Origin of the sequence: Pseudomonas sp. FSL R10-1350, assembly GCF_009600525.1 — a bacterium.
Taxonomy (GTDB): domain Bacteria; phylum Pseudomonadota; class Gammaproteobacteria; order Pseudomonadales; family Pseudomonadaceae; genus Aquipseudomonas; species Aquipseudomonas helleri.
The window spans coordinates 1-15244 of record NZ_WIVR01000048.1 but is presented as its reverse complement, the minus strand read 5'-3'; the positions used below and the strand labels follow the sequence as shown (position 1 = coordinate 15244).

At 57.7% G+C, this 15244-nt stretch carries 19 protein-coding genes; 14 read left to right on the top strand and 5 right to left on the bottom strand.

Features of this window, described 5'->3' with window-relative positions; all coding sequences use genetic code 11:
• Window positions 1–3: 3 nt before the first annotated feature.
• The gene (gene aroC, locus GHO25_RS18750; protein ID WP_048371267.1) at window positions 4–1095 is read right to left on the bottom strand and encodes a chorismate synthase; all 1092 of its coding nucleotides are present in this window, start codon (window positions 1093–1095) and stop codon (window positions 4–6) included.
• A 142-nt stretch (window positions 1096–1237) separates the two neighbouring features.
• Here aroC and GHO25_RS18745 point away from each other — a divergent pair, with 142 nt between their 5' ends.
• Window positions 1238–2236, top strand: a complete 999-nt coding sequence (locus GHO25_RS18745) for an alpha/beta hydrolase (protein ID WP_153391730.1) — start codon at window positions 1238–1240, stop codon at window positions 2234–2236.
• Window positions 2237–2295: 59 nt separating this feature from the next.
• Window positions 2296–3087: a hypothetical protein gene (locus GHO25_RS18740; RefSeq protein ID WP_153391727.1), complete on the top strand. Its 792-nt coding sequence runs from the start codon at window positions 2296–2298 to the stop codon at window positions 3085–3087.
• 38 nt (window positions 3088–3125) lie between these two features.
• On the opposite strand, the gene prmB is transcribed toward GHO25_RS18740, so the two are convergent.
• Window positions 3126–4034 carry a 50S ribosomal protein L3 N(5)-glutamine methyltransferase gene (gene prmB / locus GHO25_RS18735; RefSeq protein ID WP_153391725.1) on the bottom strand — a complete coding sequence of 303 codons (909 nt, stop codon included), beginning with the start codon at window positions 4032–4034 and terminating at the stop codon, window positions 3126–3128.
• A 274-nt stretch (window positions 4035–4308) separates the two neighbouring features.
• On the opposite strand from prmB, the gene GHO25_RS18730 reads away from it, so the two are divergent.
• From GHO25_RS18730 to GHO25_RS18710, 5 genes are all read left to right on the top strand, one after another.
• Window positions 4309–4899: a cysteine hydrolase family protein gene (locus GHO25_RS18730; RefSeq protein ID WP_048371275.1), complete on the top strand. Its 591-nt coding sequence runs from the start codon at window positions 4309–4311 to the stop codon at window positions 4897–4899.
• Between the two features lie 144 nt (window positions 4900–5043).
• A complete protein-coding gene (locus GHO25_RS18725) occupies window positions 5044–5364 on the top strand; it encodes a hypothetical protein (RefSeq protein WP_153391723.1) in 321 nt (106 codons plus the stop codon).
• A gap of 63 nt (window positions 5365–5427) precedes the next feature.
• Window positions 5428–5985 carry a Smr/MutS family protein gene (locus tag GHO25_RS18720; protein WP_048371278.1) on the top strand — a complete coding sequence of 186 codons (558 nt, stop codon included), beginning with the start codon at window positions 5428–5430 and terminating at the stop codon, window positions 5983–5985.
• Window positions 5986–6062: 77 nt separating this feature from the next.
• Window positions 6063–6608 (top strand): GTP cyclohydrolase I FolE, encoded by a 546-nt coding sequence (gene folE / locus GHO25_RS18715; protein WP_048371280.1) that lies wholly within the window; start codon window positions 6063–6065, stop codon window positions 6606–6608.
• Window positions 6609–6708: 100 nt separating this feature from the next.
• On the top strand, window positions 6709–7080 hold the full coding sequence (locus tag GHO25_RS18710) for a glutathione S-transferase N-terminal domain-containing protein (protein ID WP_178110143.1): 372 nt from the start codon (window positions 6709–6711) through the stop codon (window positions 7078–7080).
• A 74-nt stretch (window positions 7081–7154) separates the two neighbouring features.
• Here GHO25_RS18710 and GHO25_RS18705 read toward each other — a convergent pair whose 3' ends face one another.
• Both GHO25_RS18705 and GHO25_RS18700 read right to left on the bottom strand, forming a co-directional pair.
• Window positions 7155–7757, bottom strand: coding sequence for a glutathione S-transferase family protein (locus tag GHO25_RS18705; RefSeq protein WP_153391718.1), 603 nt, complete (start codon window positions 7755–7757; stop codon window positions 7155–7157).
• An 8-nt stretch (window positions 7758–7765) separates the two neighbouring features.
• Entirely contained in the window at window positions 7766–8932 is a 1167-nt protein-coding gene (locus tag GHO25_RS18700; protein WP_048371284.1) for a PLP-dependent aminotransferase family protein, read from the bottom strand.
• Window positions 8933–9014: 82 nt separating this feature from the next.
• Between GHO25_RS18700 and GHO25_RS18695 the strand changes: the two genes are divergently transcribed.
• Together GHO25_RS18695 and GHO25_RS18690 are read left to right on the top strand one after the other, a co-directional pair.
• Window positions 9015–9455 carry a MarR family winged helix-turn-helix transcriptional regulator gene (locus tag GHO25_RS18695; protein WP_048371286.1) on the top strand — a complete coding sequence of 147 codons (441 nt, stop codon included), beginning with the start codon at window positions 9015–9017 and terminating at the stop codon, window positions 9453–9455.
• A gap of 110 nt (window positions 9456–9565) precedes the next feature.
• The gene (locus GHO25_RS18690) at window positions 9566–10192 is read left to right on the top strand and encodes a LysE family translocator (RefSeq protein ID WP_048391137.1); all 627 of its coding nucleotides are present in this window, start codon (window positions 9566–9568) and stop codon (window positions 10190–10192) included.
• Between the two features lie 162 nt (window positions 10193–10354).
• On the opposite strand, the gene uraH is transcribed toward GHO25_RS18690, so the two are convergent.
• Window positions 10355–10708 carry a hydroxyisourate hydrolase gene (gene uraH / locus GHO25_RS18685; RefSeq protein ID WP_048371291.1) on the bottom strand — a complete coding sequence of 118 codons (354 nt, stop codon included), beginning with the start codon at window positions 10706–10708 and terminating at the stop codon, window positions 10355–10357.
• Window positions 10709–11084: 376 nt separating this feature from the next.
• On the opposite strand from uraH, the gene puuE reads away from it, so the two are divergent.
• The 5 genes from puuE to GHO25_RS18660 form a co-directional block, all read left to right on the top strand.
• Window positions 11085–12014, top strand: coding sequence for an allantoinase PuuE (gene puuE, locus GHO25_RS18680; protein ID WP_048371293.1), 930 nt, complete (start codon window positions 11085–11087; stop codon window positions 12012–12014).
• Window positions 12011–12526 (top strand): 2-oxo-4-hydroxy-4-carboxy-5-ureidoimidazoline decarboxylase, encoded by a 516-nt coding sequence (gene uraD / locus GHO25_RS18675; protein WP_153391714.1) that lies wholly within the window; start codon window positions 12011–12013, stop codon window positions 12524–12526. The genes puuE and uraD overlap by 4 nt, the downstream gene beginning before the upstream one ends.
• Before the next feature lie 61 nt (window positions 12527–12587).
• Window positions 12588–13583, top strand: a complete 996-nt coding sequence (gene alc / locus GHO25_RS18670; protein ID WP_048391549.1) for an allantoicase — start codon at window positions 12588–12590, stop codon at window positions 13581–13583.
• Between the two features lie 119 nt (window positions 13584–13702).
• Window positions 13703–14206 carry an ureidoglycolate lyase gene (locus GHO25_RS18665; RefSeq protein ID WP_048371299.1) on the top strand — a complete coding sequence of 168 codons (504 nt, stop codon included), beginning with the start codon at window positions 13703–13705 and terminating at the stop codon, window positions 14204–14206.
• Window positions 14207–14255: 49 nt separating this feature from the next.
• On the top strand, window positions 14256–15244 hold a 989-nt coding region (locus GHO25_RS18660), incomplete at its 3' end, for a urate hydroxylase PuuD (RefSeq protein ID WP_372240948.1).

Below are 15244 nucleotides of genomic sequence, written 5' to 3'. Positions count from 1 at the left end.
GAATCACAATTGGCCCAGCACAGGCGTCGTCACACGCACATCGGCGTTTTGCCCGCGATGACGCAACAGGTGGTCCATCAACACGATGGCCATCATGGCTTCGGCAATCGGGGTCGCCCGAATGCCAACGCACGGGTCATGACGACCTTTGGTGATGACGTCGACCGGGTTGCCGTCTTTATCAATCGAGCGGCCCGGGGTGGTGATGCTTGACGTAGGCTTGAGCGCCAGGTGCGCCACGATGGGCTGGCCCGACGAAATACCGCCCAAAATGCCGCCCGCATTGTTGCTCACAAAGCCCTGCGGGGTCAGTTCATCACGGTGCTCGGTGCCGCGCTGGGCAACACTGGCAAAGCCGGCGCCGATTTCGATGCCTTTGACCGCATTGATGCTCATCAAGGCGTGCGCCAGATCAGCATCCAGACGGTCGAAAATTGGCTCGCCCAACCCCGGAATCACACCTTCGGCCACCACGGTGATCTTGGCCCCAACCGAGTCCTGATCACGGCGCAGTTGGTCCATGTAGGCTTCAAGCTCTGGCACTTTGTCCGGATCAGGGCTGAAAAAGGCGTTTTCTTCGACCGAATCCCAGGTTTTGAACGGGATTTCAATCGGGCCCAACTGGCTCATGTAGCCGCGAATCACAATGCCCTGGGTCGCCAAATACTTTTTGGCAATCGCCCCGGCCGCTACCCGCATGGCAGTTTCACGTGCAGAACTGCGCCCACCTCCGCGATAATCGCGCTCGCCGTATTTATGGTGGTAGGTGTAGTCGGCGTGGGCCGGGCGGAACAGGTCCTTGATCGCCGAGTAGTCCTTGGACTTTTGATCGGTGTTGCGGATCAACAAACCGATGGCGCAGCCGGTGGTGCGGCCTTCAAAAACACCGGATAGAATCTCGACTTCGTCGGCTTCCTGACGCTGTGTGGTGTGGCGGCTAGTGCCCGGTTTGCGGCGGTCCAGATCACGTTGCAGGTCTTCAAGAGACAGCTCGAGCCCGGGTGGACAGCCATCTACAATAGCGACCAACGCCGGACCATGGCTTTCGCCTGCGGTGGTAACAGTGAACAGCTTGCCGAAGGTATTGCCGGACATTCAGGGCGCTCCGTGAAAATCAGCCTAAAAACTAAGCTTGGATAACTAAGCGCGCCAGTATACGCAGGCTGCCTCTGTAGTTCATCCTCCAACCTTACTCATCCGGTGTTGTGTAACCGGCACTTTCAACAATGATGGCGTGATGATGCTGCGAATACTCCTTCTGGTTCTAACCCTGTTTGGTACTCAGGCCTTTGCGGCGACTCAGTCCAACGTCTTGCTGCGCCCCATCGAGCTGGATACCGGCTCCGGTACTCTGTACGGCTCGCTGGTGTTGCCAAAAAGTGACAAGCCGGTGCCGGTGGTCCTGCTTATTGCCGGTTCCGGGCCAACCGACCGCGATGGCAACAACCCGATTGGCGGGCGCAACGACAGCTTGAAAAAACTCGCCTGGCGTTTGGCGCAAAACAACATTGCCAGCGTGCGCTTTGACAAGCGCGGCATTGCGCAAAGCCTGCCGGCCGCGCCGGATGAGCGCCAACTGAGCGTCGATCAATACGTCAACGACGCCGTGGCCTGGGGCGACAAGCTGAAGGCCGACCCGCGTTTTGGCAAAGTATTTTTGCTCGGTCACAGCGAAGGTGCACTGATTGCTGTCCTGGCCGCCCCGCGCATCGACGCCGCCGGGGTTATCTCGATTGCCGGTTCCGGGCGCCCTGTCGGTCAGTTGCTGCGTGAACAATTGCAGCGCAACAACTTGCCGCCGGCCCTGCTCAAACGCAGCTTTGAGCTGATAGCCAGCCTCGAAGCCGGGCACACCGACGACAACGTGCCGCCGGCCCTTGAAGCAATCTTTCGCCCAAGCGTGCAGCCTTACCTGATCAGCCTGCTGCGCTATAACCCGGCCAAAGCCTTCGCTGCACTGAAGATGCCGGCGATGATTATTCAGGGCACCCACGATATTCAGGTCGAGGTCAAAGATGCGCGTCTGCTTAAAGCCGCCAAGCCAGACGCGTCCCTGACTTTGGTACACGGCATGAACCACGTCATGCGCATTGTGCCGATGGACATCAAACGCCAAGTGCTGTCCTACAACGACCCTAACCAGCGCCTCGCGGGTGAAGTCGGTGACCGGATTGTGCGCTTTATCGCAAAAGTGAATGCCGCTCAGCCCTCCAGTCCTGCGCATAACGGCCGATAAAACATTGTCGGCCGTCTTCATTGAGCCGACATATCGTGCTTGCACAGGATTTTGCCGTTATGAGCGACACCCCATCACAACCTGCCGACTCGCCAGAGCCGGCCACGCCCGAGGCGCTCCCGCGACCTTGGGCTGACGTGCAGCCCGAGCATTTCAAAATGCTGCGCCTGGCGCCATTGCCCACCGATCGCAGCACCGGGGCGCGGCCTTTGCGCTTCGTCCAGTTTGGGTATGCCGAGCGCCACAACAAAGAGCAGAGCTTGCTGCGCCTGAGCATTTCGCTGCCCGGTCAACAGGTCCGCAAAGAGCAAAACCAGCTCGATATCTGGCTTGATCACACCACCCAACTTGCCAGCATCAGCCCTGAACGCGGCGTGCTGGTTGAGCCGCTGAACCGCGGAATCGGGCGCTTTCTCATGGCCCAGGGCGCGCAGTGGGTTCAGAAAAAATGGTCACGCTATCGCTTTGAAAGCTTCGATTTGCCGACCAAGGACGCCCTGCACGAAGACATGCGCCTGCGCCGCGATCATTGCTTGCGCACCCAGGGCTTTGACGTGATCTATGAAGACGTTCTGCATCGCAAGGCGCGGATCGAAACGGGGCTTGCGGCAGATTTGTACAACACCTGGAACAGCGAAAAAATCCAGTTTGTCGAGATTCTCGAAGCAGCGCAGATGCTCCAGCAGGCCGAACAGAACTTGCAGGAACAAGAGCTGAAGCTGCGCGAAAAAGACGAGAAGATCAGCAAGTTCAAACGCGAAGACACCGGTTTACGCTTCACCATCACCTGCCTGGTGGCGTTCGCCGTGTTTCAGGCCGCCTTACTGATCTGGATTGCCACCCATCGCTGAAGGCAGGCCCCCTTGCAGGGCCTGCCGGGTTTCACCCTTTAAACCCGTGCAGCAAACAGCGCCTGATGCTCGCGGCACTGCTCAGCGGTCAGCATAAACACGCCGTGGCCGCCATGTTCAAAGTCGAGCCAGGCAAAATCCACTTCCGGGTACAACGCTTCAACATGCACCTGGCTGTTGCCCACTTCGACAATCAACAAACCTTTGTCGGTCAGATGATCCGCTGCTTCGGCCAGCATCCGCCGTACCAGATTCAAACCGTCATCACCGCAGGCCAGGCCCAGCTCAGGCTCGTGTTGATACTCGGCAGGCATGTCGGCAAAGTCTTCGGCATCCACATACGGCGGGTTCGACACGATCAAGTCAAAACGCTGGCCGGGCAAGCCATCAAAACCATCGCCCTGCACCGTGTACACACGCTCATCGACGCCGTGGCGCTCAATGTTCTGATTGGCCACTTCCAGCGCTTCAAACGACAGATCCGCCAGCACCACCTCGGCATTCTGGAACTCATCGGCACACGCAATACCGATGCAGCCCGAGCCGGTGCACAAATCGAGAATGCGCGCCGGTTGAGCGCCCAGCCACGGTTCGAAACGTTTTTCGATCAACTCACCGATCGGTGAACGCGGAATCAACACGCGCTCGTCGACAATAAACGACATGCCGCAGAACCAGGCTTCGCCCAACAGGTAAGCCGTCGGCACGCGCTCCTCGATGCGGCGCTTGAGCAAATGCTGAAGGTTCACCAGCTCGTCGTCTTCAAGGCGGCAATCGAGGTAGCTGTCGGCAATTTCCCACGGCAGGTTCAACGCACCCAACACCAGTTGACGAGCCTCGTCCCAAGCGTTGTCGGTGCCATGACCAAAAAATAGATCTTCCCTGTGAAAATGGCTAACAGCCCAGCGAATATGGTCGCGCAGTGTGCGCAGTCGGGAAGTGATCAACGGTCTTACTCCTCAAAATCGACCCACGATTCTAACAGTCAAATTCCGACGCGGCCAAAGTTGTGCCCGACGGTGATTCGGGGCACTCATTTGTACGCGTCTGAATCCGTTACAAAAAACTTAAAAACGTTACATTTCGTAGGTTTATGCACGTTTGCAATGTTTCTTGACATCGCTGTAGGCCAACAACGGCGTGGCTTACACGACTGCCCATTCACATAAACGCTCGGCCAGTGGAGAATGTCGCAAAAGCCCCACTCAAAGGAGCCCCCGAATGTCCGCTTTAAAGACGATGTTTCAACTCACTGGGCGTGGTTATGCCGCAGCTAATCTGAGCAATGCCAGCCTGCTGATCATCGATGCGCAAAACGAATACCTCAGCGGCCCTCTGGCCCTGTCCGGGATGGAAGCCGCGACTGCCAACATCGCCCTGCTCCTCGAAGCCGCCCGCAAGGCCAAGCGCCCGGTGGTGCACGTTCGCCATCTGGGCACGGTCGGCGGCATGTTCGACCCGCAAGGCCCACGCGGCGAGTTCATCGCCGGGCTTGAGCCGACAGGCGATGAAGTGGTTATCGAGAAGCGCATGCCCAACGCCTTCAACGACACCCGCCTGCGAGAAGCACTGGAAACACAGGGTCATCTGGACCTGATCGTCTGCGGCTTCATGAGCCACTCCAGCGTCAGCACCACCGTGCGCGCCGCCAAAGACTACGGCTTTCGCTGCACCCTGGTCGAAGATGCCTGCGCCACCCGCGACCTGCCCACCGCCAACGGCGTCATCAGCGCGGCAGACGTGCAGCGAACCGAAATGGCGATCATGAATGACAACTTCGCCACCCTGGCCCAAACCAAAAACCTCATCTGAGCCTGCCACTGATAGGCGGCGCCCTTTGACCGCCTATCTGCACCCTTGCTGTGCGCCAGCTTGAACTCCGATTTCGGAGCACCTCAGGAACAACCCGCCCATGTTCCTGTCTGAAGGGCCGATACCCTATAAGGAAAGATCGGAATGAAGATCTCCGATGGTTTTGATGCACGACGCTTACGCCCTAAAGAACACCGAAACTGGCGCGCATGGCTGATTCTGACCCTGGCTGCCCTGCTGACACTGGCAGGCGTCGCGTTATTGTTGACCAGTGCCAGCAGCCTGATCGGCCACCCGGCAGCTCTGGGCGACCTGAACGCCAACCCCACCGCTGCCGTACTGGTGCTGATCGCCGGGTTGTTGGTCAGTTGGCTGGGCATCTGGCTATGGCGCCGTAGCCGTCGGCGCATGCGTGCTCCATTTGGCTTGAACATGGCGCCGCACCTGATGAAAAAGCGCGACTAATACACATCGGCCTGCCGATTGTCGTCGACTTGGGTAAACTGTGCGCCCTTCGCGGAGGCTGACATGCAAGACGACGACTTTTCCCTGTTCAAAAACGAGATTCGCGGTGTCAAACCGATCAAGCATGATCGCGCCGACACCGGCAAACCCAAAACTGACCGTGCGCAACTGGCCAAACTGCGGCAAAACGCTATCGTGCGCAGCAACACCACGATCATTGACGGTTTGTCTGACCAGTTTGTGATTGATGTCGGCCCCGAAGATCAACTGCACTGGGCCCGCGATGGCGTGCAAGAAAGCCAGATGCGCAAACTCAAGCTGGGGCAGATCAGCTTCGAAGGCAGCCTGGACCTGCACGGCATGACCGTCGAAAAGGCCCGCGAAACGCTCTGGGAGTTCCTCGGCGAAGCCACCCGCCTTGAAGTCCGCTGCGTGCGCGTCACCCACGGCAAGGCCGTGCGCCTTGACGGCAAAAAACCCATGATCAAAAGCCACGTCAACACCTGGTTGCGCCAACATGCCCAAGTCCTGGGTTTCTGCTCCTGCCAGGCCAAACATGGCGGCGCTGGCGCCGTTTACGTCATGCTCAAACGCACCATGATGGAAGGCCGCGACGAGTAACCGCGCATCGCCACACTTGCAGCGCCGAGTCAGCCCCCGTACCCTTGCCCTTTGCGAAAAATCCCACAGGTAGATTAATGTCCCTGGAACAAAACTACACCGCCATCCTCGGTCAGCTTGGCGAAGACGTCTCCCGCGAAGGTCTGCTGGACACGCCCAAGCGTGCCGCCAAAGCCATGAAATACCTTTGCCGCGGTTATGAGCAGACCCTCGAAGAAGTCACCAACGGTGCCTTGTTCAGCTCTGACAACAGCGAAATGGTGCTGGTCAAGGACATCGAGTTGTACTCGTTGTGCGAACACCACTTGCTGCCTTTTATCGGCAAGGCGCACGTGGCCTACATTCCAAGCGGTAAAGTGCTGGGCTTGTCGAAAGTCGCACGTATCGTCGACATGTATGCCCGTCGCTTGCAGATTCAAGAGAACCTGAGCCGTCAGATCGCCGACGCGGTGATGCAAGTCACTGGCGCCCTGGGCGTTGCCGTGGTGATTGAAGCCAAGCACATGTGCATGATGATGCGCGGCGTCGAGAAGCAAAACTCGTCGATGATCACCTCGGTGATGCTGGGTGAGTTCCGCGAAAACGCGGCCACACGCAGTGAGTTTCTCAGCCTGATCAAGTAATCCGGGCATAAAAGAGCCGGCGTTCATCGCCGGTTTTTTTTCGCCTGGTTGTTTCGGCTAAGCTCCATCCTTTATTTAATTGCCCATGAGGCTTTCTACTGTGTTTATCAAAGCGCTTCGCATCGGTTTGGGCCAATTGATCATCGCCGGGGATTTCATTACCCGCCCCAGCAAAAAACAGCGCCCTGCTGCTGACCAGGCAAAAGTTGATCAAGCGGCCAAAAGCCTGACCCTGTATCAGTTCCACGCCTGCCCGTTTTGCGTCAAAACCCGCCGTAACCTGCGCCGCCTGAACGTGCCAGTGGCCCTGCGCGACGCGAAAAACAACGAGCAAGATCGCAAGACCCTGCTGGAGCAAGGCGGCAAGATCAAAGTGCCTTGCCTGCGGATCGAAGAAGACGGCAAGACCACCTGGATGTATGACTCCAAAGTGATCATTGAGTACTTGAACACACGGTTTGCCAGCGTTTAAACGCCCGTAGCAGCCGCAAGCTGCGATTTATTGATGTTTAAAATCAACCCATCGCAGCCTGCGGCAGTCCCCGCTTAATCCAGCATCCCGACATAGCGCGGTTGGCTCGCCACGCGCTGTATCCAGGCCTGGATCCCCGGGAATCTGCTCAGATCAAACCCGCCCTGATGCGCCACGTGGGTGTAGGCATACAGCGTCACGTCAGCAATCGAGAAGTGCTCACCCACCAGATACGGCGTGCGTTGCAATTGCTGCTCCATCACCTCCAGCGCCCTGTAACCGCGCTTTTGTAGCTTGCGGTATTCCTCTAGCCGCTCTTCGGGCAAGCCCAGATAGAACTGAATAAACCGTGCCACCGCAATGTAGGGCTCGTGGCTGTACTGTTCAAAAAACTGCCACTGCAATACCTGGGTGCGCAAACGCGGCTCGGTGGGTAAGTAGTCACTGCCATCTGCCAGGTAGTTGAGAATCGCGTTGGACTCCCACAGGCAGGTGCCATCTTCCAATTCCAGCACCGGCACTTTGCCGTTCGGGTTTTTTTCCAGGAACTCAGGGGTTTGTGTGTCGCCATTGAGAATGTCGACCGACTGCCACTCATATTCCAGGCCCAGCAGGTGCAGCATCAGTTTGATTTTGTAGCAGTTGCCCGAGTTGTAATCGCCATAAACCTTGAGCATCGCAACTCCTAAGCCGCCTCTGCGGCGTGTGCTTGACGGATAACCATTGCCAGACGCTTGAGACCTTCGTGCAGGCGTTCTGGATCAATGTGACTGAAGTTCAAACGCAGACTCCCCACGTTCTGGTCCGGGTCGGCGAAGAACGGCTCACCCGGCATAAACGCGACGTCTTGTGCCAGCGCTGGCTTGAGCAAGGTGCGGGTGTCCAGCGGCTGCTTGAGGGTCAGCCAGAAAAATAGCCCACCCTGCGGCACCTGCCAATCCGCCAGGTCCGAAAAATGTTCTTCCAGCGCGGCCTGGAAGCCGTCACGACGCACGCGGTAAAAATCACGCAACACCGCCAAATGGTTAGCCATTTTCTCGGTACCGATCCACTGCAACGCCTGCCACTGGCCAATACGGTTGGTGTGCAAATCCGCCGATTGCTTAAGGCGCAGCAAATGCGGGAACAAATCCGGGCTGGCAATCAGAAAGCCCACGCGCAGGCCCGGCAACAGGGTTTTCGACACCGTGCCGGTGTAGATCCAGCTGGCTGTTTTCAAGCGACTGACAATGGGCGTCGCGCTGCCGCCATCAAACGTCAGTTCTCGGTACGGCTCGTCTTCAATCAGGGTGACACCGAACTCGTCGAGCAGCGCGGCCACGGCGTCGCGCTTGGCTTCGCTGTAACGCACGGCAGACGGGTTCTGAAAGGTCGGAATCAAATAGATAAAGGCCGGGCGGTGTTTAGCCAACTGAACACGCAACGCTGCCAGGTCCGGGCCATCGGCCTGTAGCGGGAAGGTCAGGCATTCGGCGCCGAACAGTTGGAAGATTTGCAGCGCTGCCAGATAGGTCGGCGCCTCGAGCATGATTTCGGTGCCCTTGTCGATGTACAGCTTGGCTGCCAGGTCGAGTGCCTGTTGCGAACCGCTGAGCACCAGCACCTGGCTCGCCTCACAGTTGACTCCTAACGCACGGGCCTCTGCGGCCAGCGCCTCACGCAGGGCCGGTTCGCCTTCGCTCATGCCGTATTGGCCCAGAGCGACGGGCATCTCGGTCCAGTCGACTTTAGGCAGCATCGACTCTGCCGGCAGCCCGCCGGCAAAGGACATGACTTCCGGACGCTGAGCAGCCGCCAGAATTTCACGGATCAAAGAACTTTTAAGGCGCGATACACGTTCGGAGAAAGCCATTGAGGTCACCCGTAGCAGAAATCATTGGAAATAAGTCAAACTGGTTGACCGAAATTACGCCTCAGCGACTGGATACGTCAATATGCTTGACCTTAAAAACCCGACCACCCAGCGTGCAGCCATGCAAGCCTTCTTCTTTGGCTACCAGGCGTTCACGGCCAAGGCCGACGAGATGCTCGCCCGGCGCGGACTGAGCCGGGTTCATCAGCGCATCGTGTTTTTCATCGCCCATTACCCCGGCGTCAGCGTCAAGGAACTGCTCACCTTGCTCGGCGTGAGCAAGCAAGCCCTCAATACGCCGTTGCGCCAATTAATCGAAATGGATTTGGTCGTCAGCGTGGTGCCGCCCTCCGACAAGCGCAAACGCCTGCTGGAACTGACCGCCGACGGTGTCCGCTTTGAGGCCAGCCTGCGCCGTGAACAGGTTAAATTGCTGCAACGGGTGTTCGAACAAGCCGGAGAAGAAGCGGTGAACGGCTGGCTGACGATCAACCAGGCACTGGGGCAAAGCCGTTCAAGCTGACAAACCTGATAATTTGAAAACAATACTTGCTTTATTTGTATACAAACGCATAAATCAGCAGACCCCGATCGTGCAACGGGAAACGCTTGTACGGGTATATGGAGAAAGTAATGAGTCTGGAAACCTGGCTGCTGTTCAGCAGTGCCGCCTTGGTCGTGATCCTGATTCCAGGGCCACTGTCGTTATTGATGATCAGCAACAGCCTGAACTACGGCTTGCGCCGTTCTTACCCGGCATTTTTGGGTGGGGTGATTGCCTCGATTTGCTTGCTCAGCGCGTCGGCACTGGGCTTGGGCGCCTTGTTGCTGGCGTCAGAGCAATTGTTCAGCGCCCTTAAAATCGTCGGCGCGCTGTACCTGTTCTACCTGGCCTGGCAAAGCTGGAAGCAATCGCGCCAACCGGCAAGAGCCACTACAGTGCCGGACGCCGCACCAAAACCGCGCTTTCGCGCACTCTTTGGGCGCGCGTTTGTGCTCGGCGCCAGCAACCCCAAAGACATTTTGTTCTTTGCCGCGTTCTTGCCGCAGTTTCTTGACCCCAACCAACCCTTTTTGGGGCAACTGCTGGTGATGATCGCCACCTGGACCGTGCTCGACCTGCTCTGCAAGCTGGCCTACGGCCTGGGCGCCCACGGCGCGGCGAGCTACCTGCGCAGTGGCAAGGGGCAAAGCTGGTTCAATAAGGTCAGCGCTGGCTTGTTCAGCGTGGCGGGTACGGCCTCGTTGTTGAGTCGTTAAATCACACCGCCACTGTAGGAGCGAGCTTGCCTCGCGATCTTTTAAAAGGTCAAAAGATCGCGAGGCAAGCTCGCTCCTACAGGGTTTTGCTTAAATCGCGGGCAAAAAAAAGCCCGCAGTGTGAGCGGGCAAATCATCTACCACGATGCGAACTTTTAAACCCTAACTACCACGGTACGTCGAGTAACTGTACGGCGAGATCAGCAACGGCACATGGTAGTGATCCTGCTCGGCACTGATCCCGAAACGCAGCACCACCACATCCAGAAAGGCCGGCTCCGGCAATTTCACACCCCGTGCGCGGTAGTAATCACCGGCACTGAACTGCACCTGGTAAACCCCTGAACGGTAGTCGTCACCCTGCAACAGCGGTGCGTCGCAGCGCCCGTCTTCGTTGGTCAAGGCACTCGCCACCAAGGTCAATTGGGCACCTTCAACGCGGTACAGCTCGACCTTGATCGAACTGCCCGGACATCCATGTGCGGCATCCAAAACGTGTGTAGTCAAACGTCCCATTGAGTGTGCGACCTCCCCGACTCGGTGAATAAATTCGGCTGCCGTGCTTTCAGATAAACCCCGGAAGACACGGCGATGCGAAGATTAAGACACTTATTCAAAAAATTGTACACAATTAAAAATGCTATTTTTCGCGACACGTCTAACCTGAGGTTTGGAGACTATCAACGCTCAAAGACACGGCCTTTAGAGACTTTGTATTCAGAACCTGACCAATCAGGCAAGTTTTTTGCAAGTACCCTTCAAGCACAAAGCATGATAAAAATGCACAAATTCAGGGTTACAAATTTATTATTAAGTTGTATACAATCAAGTCATCGCAGAGACGCCAAGTCTGGCCAGTCGACTGTTAACACCCACAATAAGGAAGACTGTAGTGAGCGCTGACTACCCACGCGACCTGATTGGTTACGGTCCAAACCCTCCTCATCCGCACTGGCCGGACAACGCCCGTATCGCCCTGTCTTTTGTGCTCAATTACGAAGAAGGCGGCGAACGCAGCCTTCTGCATGGCGACAAAGAATCGGAAGCCTTCCTCTCGGAGATGGTCTCGGCGCAGCCGCTGCAAGGCGAGCGCAACCTGTGCATGGAGTCCTTGTACGAATACGGTAGCCGCGCAGGCGTGTGGCGGGTGCTCAAGCTGTTCCAGGAATTCGACATTCCGCTCACGGTCTTCGCCGTGGCCATGGCCGCGCAGCGTCACCCGGACGTGATCCGCCACATGGTTGCCGCCGGCCACGAGATCTGCAGCCACGGTTATCGCTGGATCGACTACCAGTACATGGATGAAACGCTAGAACGCGAGCACATGCTCGAAGCGATCCGCATCCTCACCGAAATCACCGGTGAACGCCCGCTGGGCTGGTACACCGGCCGCACCGGCCCGAACACCCGTCGGCTGGTTATGGAAGAAGGCGGCTTCTTGTATGACAGCGACACCTACGACGACGACCTGCCCTACTGGGAACCCAACAACCCGACCGGCAAAGCACATCTGGTGATCCCGTACACACTGGACACCAATGACATGCGCTTTACCCAGGCGCAGGGTTTTAACACCGGCGAGCAATTCTTCCAGTACCTCAAGGATGCTTTCGATGTGCTGTACGCCGAAGGCGCAGAGTCGCCGAAAATGCTTTCAATCGGCCTGCATTGCCGCCTCATTGGCCGCCCTGCGCGTCTCGCCGCCCTCAAACGCTTCATCGAGTACGCCAAAGGCCACGAACAGGTCTGGTTTACCCGCCGCGTGGACATTGCCCGGCACTGGCACGCCACCCACCCTTTTGTTGCCGAGACCGACCGATGAGCGCCTTCAAGACCCTCAAGCCGTCAACCCTGAGCCGCGATGAGTTCGTCGCAGCCTTTGCCGACATTTACGAGCACTCACCTTGGGTGGCTGAAAAGGCTTACGACCTGGGCCTGGACGCCAGCGTCGATCAGATCGACACCTTGCACCAGCGTATGAGCGACCTGTTATTGAGCGCTGATCACGACCGCCAACTGGCACTGATCAACGCTCACCCGGACCTGGCCGGCAAAGCTGCCGTCCAGGGCCAACTGACCGAAGCCAGCACTAATGAACAAGCCGGCGCCGGTATTCACCAATGCACGGAAGAAGAGTTTCAGCGCTTCACCGAGCTGAACGAAGCCTACAAAGCCAAGTTCAAGTTTCCCTTCATCATGGCGGTAAAAGGCAGCGACCGGCACCAGATCCTCGCCGCGTTCGAAACTCGCATCCACAACCCGGCAGACGTCGAGTTCAAATGCGCGTTGGCAGAAATCAACAAAATAGGCCTGTTCCGATTACGCCAGCTCTAAGCCGATCCGGCAGGTGCCGGTGACGTATCTCCAGCCACTTATTTAAAGGCAGACCAGAAGAATGAAAGCTTACGCCGTACCGTTCGAGAAGTTCGTCAACCTGGCCGACGCCCGTCTTGGCACCAAAATTGTTTCGGTGACCGATGACTGGTTCGCAGACGCCAACCGCCTGTTCCAGCCGACCCCGGCCGTGTGGAAGGAGGGCGTTTTCGATGACAACGGCAAGTGGATGGACGGCTGGGAGTCCCGCCGCAAGCGCTTTGAAGGCTATGACAGTGCCGTCATCCGCCTCGGCGTTCCGGGCTCTATCAAGGGCGTCGACATCGACACTTCATTCTTCACCGGTAACTTCCCGCCATCGGCCTCCCTCGAAGCCTGCTTTTTGGCTGAAGGCGAGCCGACTGAAAACACCCAATGGGTTGAAGTACTGTCGGCGGTCGAGTTGCAAGGCAACAGCCACCACTACCACGAAATCACTAACGACCAGGCGTTCAGCCACCTGCGTTTCAACATCTACCCGGACGGCGGCGTAGCACGTCTGCGTGTGTATGGCGTGCCATTCCGTGACTGGTCTGCGCTGGGTGACAACGAACAGGTAGACCTGGCCGCCGCCCTCAATGGTGGCCGCGCCCTCGCCTGCTCCGACGAACACTTCGGCCGCATGAGCAACATTCTTAACCCGGGCCGTGGCATCAACATGGGCGATGGTTGGGAAACCGCACGTCGCCGTACCCCTGGCAATGACTGGGTCATCGTCGCGCTGGGTCACGCCGGTGAAGTTGAAAAAATCATCGTCGACACCCTGCACTTCAAGGGCAACTACCCGGACAGCTGCTCGATCCAGGGCGCGTTCGTCAAGGGCGGTACCGACAGCCAGATTGAAACCCAGAGCCTGTTCTGGCGTGAATTGCTGCCGAGCCAAAAACTCGAAATGCACGCTGAGCACAGCTTCAGCGAACAGATCAAAGCCCTGGGCCCGATCACCCACATCCGCCTCAACCTGTTCCCGGACGGCGGTGTGAGCCGCCTGCGTGTACTGGGCAAGGTCGCTAAATAAGGAAAACCCGATCGCGGGCAAGCCCGGCTCCCACAGGGAATGCATTTCAAATGTGGGAGCGGGCTTGCCCGCGATAGCAACACCACAAACACCACAGCAATCCAGATAAGAAGACCAACATGCGCACATTACAGATTGAACCGCTGACCAAAGAAGCCTTCGCCCCGTTCGGTGACGTGATTGAAACCGATGGCAGCGATCACTTCATGATCAACAACGGTTCAACCATGCGCTTTCATCGTCTGGCCGAGGTCCAAACGGCTACGCCAGAGTGCAAGGCGATCATCAGCATCTTCCGCGCCGAAGCGCAGGACATGCCGTTCACTGTGTGCATGCTGGAGCGCCATCCGCTGGGCAGCCAGGCGTTTATTCCGCTGCTCGGCAACCCCTTTCTGATCGTGGTCGCGCCCGTTGGCGATGCACCTGTATCAGGCTTGGTCCGCGCCTTTGTCAGTAATGGCAGGCAGGGCATTAATTACCATCGCGGCGTCTGGCACCACCCGGTGCTGACGATCGAAAAGCGGGATGACTTCCTGGTGGTTGATCGCAGTGGCTCAGGCAATAACTGCGATGAGCATTTCTTTAAAGAGGATGAGCGTTTGATCCTCGCCCCCCACCAATAAGAGAAGGTCTGCTCATTCACTCAAGAGTGACAGGCGAGAGGTAAAGACTGTGCAAGCACATCTGATGGAATGGCTGAATCTGGGCGTGCGCTGGATTCATATGATTACCGGTGTGGCCTGGATTGGCGCGTCGTTTTATTTTGTCTGGCTTGAGAACAACCTCAATCGAGCCAACCCCAAAGACGGCCTGTCCGGCGACTTATGGGCCATTCACGGGGGCGGTATCTACCACCTCGAAAAATACAAGCTGGCCCCACCGACCATGCCGGAGAACCTGCACTGGTTTAAATGGGAAGCCTACTTCACCTGGATGTCCGGCATCGCCCTGCTTTGCCTGGTGTTCTATTTCAACCCGGCGCTGTACCTGATCGCTCCCGGCTCCAGCATGAGCGGCCCGGAAGCGGTTGCCATCGGTATTGGTTCGCTGATTGCCGGCTGGTTTGTCTACGACTTCCTGTGCGACTCTGCTTTGGGCAAGCGCCCGGCACTGCTCGGTTTTATCCTCTTTTTGCTGCTGGTTGCCGCAGCGTTCGGCCTGAGCAAAGTGTTCAGCGGGCGCGGCGCGTATCTGCATGTCGGCGCCATTATCGGCACCATCATGGTCGGCAACGTGTTCCGCATCATCATGCCCGCCCAGCGAGCCCTGGTTGCGGCCATCAAAGAAGGCCGCACGCCCGATCCAACGCTGCCAGCCAAAGGCCTGCTGCGTTCGCGTCACAACAACTACTTCACCTTGCCGGTGCTGTTCATCATGATCAGCAACCACTTCCCGAGCACCTACGGCAGCCAATACAACTGGCTGATCCTGGCCGGGATTGCGGTACTCGCGGTGTTGGTACGCCATTACTTCAACACCCGCCACGACAGCCACAAATATGCCTGGACCTTACCGGTCGCGGCATTGGGCATGGTCTGCCTGGCGTATGTCACTGGCCCCAAACCGGCACCTGCGACGCCTGACGTGGCCAAGGTCATCAAATACCAACCGCTGCCAGAAACGGCCGTGGGCGGTGTTAAAGCAGCAGATGCGCCGCCAGC

Coding starts and splice junctions, on each gene's coding strand:
- GHO25_RS18720 (WP_048371278.1), top strand. CDS start 5,428: ATGCAAGACGACGACTTTTCCCTGTTCAAAAACGAGATTCGCGGTGTC.
- GHO25_RS18700 (WP_048371284.1), bottom strand. CDS start 8,932: ATGGCTTTCTCCGAACGTGTATCGCGCCTTAAAAGTTCTTTGATCCGT.
- GHO25_RS18690 (WP_048391137.1), top strand. CDS start 9,566: ATGAGTCTGGAAACCTGGCTGCTGTTCAGCAGTGCCGCCTTGGTCGTG.
- GHO25_RS18730 (WP_048371275.1), top strand. CDS start 4,309: ATGTCCGCTTTAAAGACGATGTTTCAACTCACTGGGCGTGGTTATGCC.
- GHO25_RS18745 (WP_153391730.1), top strand. CDS start 1,238: ATGATGCTGCGAATACTCCTTCTGGTTCTAACCCTGTTTGGTACTCAG.
- folE (WP_048371280.1), top strand. CDS start 6,063: ATGTCCCTGGAACAAAACTACACCGCCATCCTCGGTCAGCTTGGCGAA.
- alc (WP_048391549.1), top strand. CDS start 12,588: ATGAAAGCTTACGCCGTACCGTTCGAGAAGTTCGTCAACCTGGCCGAC.
- uraH (WP_048371291.1), bottom strand. CDS start 10,708: ATGGGACGTTTGACTACACACGTTTTGGATGCCGCACATGGATGTCCG.
- GHO25_RS18665 (WP_048371299.1), top strand. CDS start 13,703: ATGCGCACATTACAGATTGAACCGCTGACCAAAGAAGCCTTCGCCCCG.
- GHO25_RS18740 (WP_153391727.1), top strand. CDS start 2,296: ATGAGCGACACCCCATCACAACCTGCCGACTCGCCAGAGCCGGCCACG.
- uraD (WP_153391714.1), top strand. CDS start 12,011: ATGAGCGCCTTCAAGACCCTCAAGCCGTCAACCCTGAGCCGCGATGAG.
- GHO25_RS18695 (WP_048371286.1), top strand. CDS start 9,015: ATGCTTGACCTTAAAAACCCGACCACCCAGCGTGCAGCCATGCAAGCC.
- GHO25_RS18705 (WP_153391718.1), bottom strand. CDS start 7,757: ATGCTCAAGGTTTATGGCGATTACAACTCGGGCAACTGCTACAAAATC.
- GHO25_RS18725 (WP_153391723.1), top strand. CDS start 5,044: ATGAAGATCTCCGATGGTTTTGATGCACGACGCTTACGCCCTAAAGAA.
- aroC (WP_048371267.1), bottom strand. CDS start 1,095: ATGTCCGGCAATACCTTCGGCAAGCTGTTCACTGTTACCACCGCAGGC.